The organism is Phytobacter sp. V69, assembly GCF_965644215.1.
GTDB lineage: Bacteria > Pseudomonadota > Gammaproteobacteria > Enterobacterales > Enterobacteriaceae > Phytobacter.
In genome coordinates, this window is the sequence record NZ_CBFFRL010000313.1 from 1 (window position 1) to 3,714 (window position 3,714).

Below are 3,714 nucleotides of genomic sequence, written 5' to 3' on the forward strand. Positions count from 1 at the left end.
TATCGGTAGTTAACCCTTCCTCCTACACTCTCCACAATCATGTCCGAGCGTTGCACTTATTATCTGAATTCGCGGTGTTCGTTTTTATATTCAGTAAATGTTTCTTCTGACTTTTTATAATATATCCTTCTCTCTGCGACCGATATGGCTGGATTGAGCATATAACTTTCGAAATATATTGAATACAAGGGGAGTAAGCAATACTTACAGCTCTGCCAACCGGAACGCCACTCATTGATATGAGGGGCGCATGCACTGACCATAGGTGAAATTTCAATTTTACACCCGCACACCAAATCATGTACCATACCCCCCTATAGTATATAAGGAGTGGTTATGCCGCATTCACCTGAAGACAAAAAACGTATTCTCACCCGGGTTCGTCGCATCCGTGGGCAGGTCGACGCACTGGAGCGCGCGCTGGAAAACGGCGATCCCTGCATTGCTATCCTGCAACAGATTGCTGCCGTACGGGGTGCGGCTAACGGTCTGATGGGTGAAATGGTCGAAATACACCTGAAAGATGAACTGGTCAGTGGCGACACAACTTCCGATCAGCGTGCTGTCCGCATGGCGGAAGTCGGTCATCTTTTGCGCTCTTATCTAAAATAAACATTAACGTACACATAAAAAGGAAGAGTCTGATGAAATCACGTGCTGCTGTTGCGTTTGGGCCGGGTCAGCCGCTCAAAATTGTTGAGATTGATGTCGCACCGCCGAAAAAAGGCGAAGTTCTGGTTCGCATCACCCACACCGGCGTTTGCCACACGGATGCATTTACCCTTTCCGGTGATGATCCTGAAGGTGTCTTCCCAGCGGTACTGGGCCACGAAGGCGGTGGTGTGGTTGTGGAAGTGGGTGAAGGGGTGACCAGCCTGAAAGCGGGCGACCATGTCATTCCGCTGTACACCGCTGAATGTGGCGAGTGTAAGTTCTGTAAATCCGGGAAAACCAACCTCTGCCAGGCCGTTCGCGCGACCCAGGGTAAAGGCCTGATGCCGGATGGCACCACGCGCTTCTCTTATAACGGTGAGCCGATTTATCACTACATGGGTACCAGTACGTTTAGCGAATACACCGTCGTCGCGGAAATCTCGCTGGCGAAAGTGAACCCTCAGGCGCCGCTGGACAAAGTTTGCCTGCTGGGCTGCGGCGTGACCACTGGCATTGGCGCTGTACACAACACGGCGAAAGTGAAAGAGGGCGACACTGTGGCGGTGTTCGGTCTGGGCGGTATCGGCCTGGCGGTGATTCAGGGCGCGGTGCAGGCCAAAGCCGGGCGTATTATTGCAGTAGACACTAACCCGGATAAATTCACCCTGGCAAAAGAGATGGGTGCGACCGATTTCGTGAATCCAAAAGATTACGAAAAGCCGGTTCAGGATGTGATCGTTGAACTGACCGACGGCGGTGTGGATTTTAGCTTTGAATGTATCGGTAATGTTAACGTGATGCGTTCTGCGCTCGAGTGCTGCCATAAAGGCTGGGGCGAGAGCGTCATCATCGGTGTGGCCGGTGCGGGCCAGGAGATCAAAACCCGTCCGTTCCAGCTGGTAACCGGTCGCGTGTGGCGCGGTTCTGCTTTCGGTGGCGTAAAAGGACGTACTCAGCTTCCGGGTATGGTGGAAGATGCAATGGCGGGCAAAATTCGTCTCGACCCGTTCATTACCCACCGTTTGCCGCTGGCTCAGATCAACGAAGCGTTCGATCTGATGTACGAAGGTAAATCCATTCGCACTGTAATCCATTTCGGTGACAAATAGGTGACCGCTGGCCAGCGGCTGAGCCGCTGGCATTTTCAATGTTTGATTCTGTGACCCGCCTGACGTTTTTCTCCGTAACATAAATCCCACAATTGCCGATACCTGTCCTACAGGCGTGTTTTACGCATCTTACAAAAAGAGAGTCGATAGCCATGGATAAAACAGCAGCGATGCACAGACAGCAAGGCATTGGATTTATGCACAATATTCGCTTGGTTCCCCTATTTTCAGCCATCCTGGGTGGCATTTTGCTGTTATTTGCGTTGAGTTCCGGTTTGGCAGGGTACTTTTTGATGCAGGCTGACAGAGATCAGCAGGACGTGACGCAAGAAATCCAGGTTCGCATGGGGTTGTCTAACAGTTCCAACAACTTACGTATCGCACGTATCAGCCTGATCCATGCCGGGGCGGCCAGCCGCATCGCGGAAATGGATGAAATGAGAAAGAACATTGCCGATGCGGAAAAACGCATCAAGCAAGCGCAAGATGGCTTTAATACCTATATGACCCGGGTGGTAAAAACCCCGGAAGACGTGGCGCTGGATGGCGAACTGACCAGCCGCTTTAACGCCTATTACGACGGCATGCAGCCGATGCTGAAATATGCCAAAAACGGCATGTTTGAAGCCATCATCAACCATGAAAATGAACATGCGCGCGTGTTAGACAGCGCGTTCAATGAATACCTGCTTAAAGCGATTCAGATTCGTAGCGATCGCGCGACCCGTCTCGGCGAGCAGGCGCATCAGCGTACTCAACTGGGCCTGATCTTTATGGCTGGCGCCTTTGCTGTCGCACTGTTCTTAACGGTCATCACCTTTACCGTGCTGCGTCGTGTGGTGATTAATCCGTTGCAGCGTGCGGCCCAGCGTATCGAACACATCGCCGCAGGCGACCTTACCGTTGCGGAAGAAAGCAGCGGTCGCAGCGAAATTGGTCGTCTGACGCATGATCTGCAGCTGATGCAGCATTCACTGGTGAAAACCGTCACCACGGTGCGTGACGGCGCAGAGGAAATTTATCGCGGCACCAGCGAAATTTCTGCCGGCAACACCGACCTGTCTTCACGTACGGAGCAGCAGGCCGCAGCAATTGAGCAGACCGCTGCCAGCATGGAAGAGCTGACGGCGACCGTGAAACAGAACGCGGATAACGCGCATCATGCCAGCAGCCTGGCGCGCGATGCCTCGGGCAAAGCCACGAAAGGCGGTGAGATTGTTGATGGCGTGGTGCAGACCATGGGCAATATCTCTTCCAGCTCGAAGAAAATTTCTGAAATTACGGCAGTGATTAACAGCATTGCTTTCCAGACCAACATCCTGGCGCTGAACGCCGCCGTGGAAGCCGCACGTGCCGGTGAGCAAGGGCGTGGCTTTGCCGTGGTGGCAAGTGAAGTGCGTACGCTGGCAAGCCGCAGCGCACAGGCAGCAAAAGAGATTGAAGCGCTGATCAGCGAGTCGGTACACCTGATTGATAAAGGCTCCAGTGAAGTGGTGGCGGCAGGTGAAACGATGGATGAGATCGTGACCGCGGTGAAACGCGTTACCGATATCATGATGGAAATCGCCGCCGCATCCGATGAGCAGAGCAAAGGTATCACCCAGGTTAGCCAGGCCATTACCGAGATGGATAACGTCACCCAGCAGAACGCCTCGCTGGTAGAAGAAGCCTCGGCGGCAGCGGGTTCTCTGGAAGAGCAGGCGGCGCGTCTGACCGAAGCGGTAGGTGCGTTCCGGGTGAACACCGCCAGCGCAAGCCGGTCAGTCAAATCGTCTTCAACACCAACCAAGACCGTCAGTACTCAGCGTCCTGCTATGGCACATAGCAGCGAGAACTGGGAAACGTTCTGATGTAATAAGGGCCTTTTTTACGCATGCGTAAAAAACCACCTGCATAGCAGGTGGCATTGATAACGCCCCATAGGGGCGTACTCAGTCCAGACTCTGAGAGT

General features: G+C 53.3%; 3 protein-coding genes. All 3 read left to right on the forward strand.

Features of this window, described 5'->3' with window-relative positions; all coding sequences use genetic code 11:
• The first annotated feature begins 336 nt into the window (after nucleotides 1-336).
• The 3 genes from ACSZPU_RS24285 (at nucleotide 337) to ACSZPU_RS24295 (ending at nucleotide 3,613) form a co-directional block, all read left to right on the forward strand.
• Nucleotides 337-612 (forward strand): metal/formaldehyde-sensitive transcriptional repressor, encoded by a 276-nt coding sequence (locus ACSZPU_RS24285; RefSeq protein WP_499004128.1) that lies wholly within the window; start codon nucleotides 337-339, stop codon nucleotides 610-612.
• A 32-nt stretch (nucleotides 613-644) separates the two neighbouring features.
• The gene (locus ACSZPU_RS24290) at nucleotides 645-1,763 is read left to right on the forward strand and encodes an S-(hydroxymethyl)glutathione dehydrogenase/class III alcohol dehydrogenase (RefSeq protein WP_499004130.1); all 1,119 of its coding nucleotides are present in this window, start codon (nucleotides 645-647) and stop codon (nucleotides 1,761-1,763) included.
• A gap of 152 nt (nucleotides 1,764-1,915) precedes the next feature.
• On the forward strand, nucleotides 1,916-3,613 hold the full coding sequence (locus ACSZPU_RS24295; protein WP_499004131.1) for a methyl-accepting chemotaxis protein: 1,698 nt from the start codon (nucleotides 1,916-1,918) through the stop codon (nucleotides 3,611-3,613).
• The last annotated feature ends 101 nt before the right edge of the window (nucleotides 3,614-3,714 follow it).

Coding starts and splice junctions, on each gene's coding strand:
- ACSZPU_RS24285 (WP_499004128.1), top strand. CDS start 337: ATGCCGCATTCACCTGAAGACAAAAAACGTATTCTCACCCGGGTTCGT.
- ACSZPU_RS24290 (WP_499004130.1), top strand. CDS start 645: ATGAAATCACGTGCTGCTGTTGCGTTTGGGCCGGGTCAGCCGCTCAAA.
- ACSZPU_RS24295 (WP_499004131.1), top strand. CDS start 1,916: ATGGATAAAACAGCAGCGATGCACAGACAGCAAGGCATTGGATTTATG.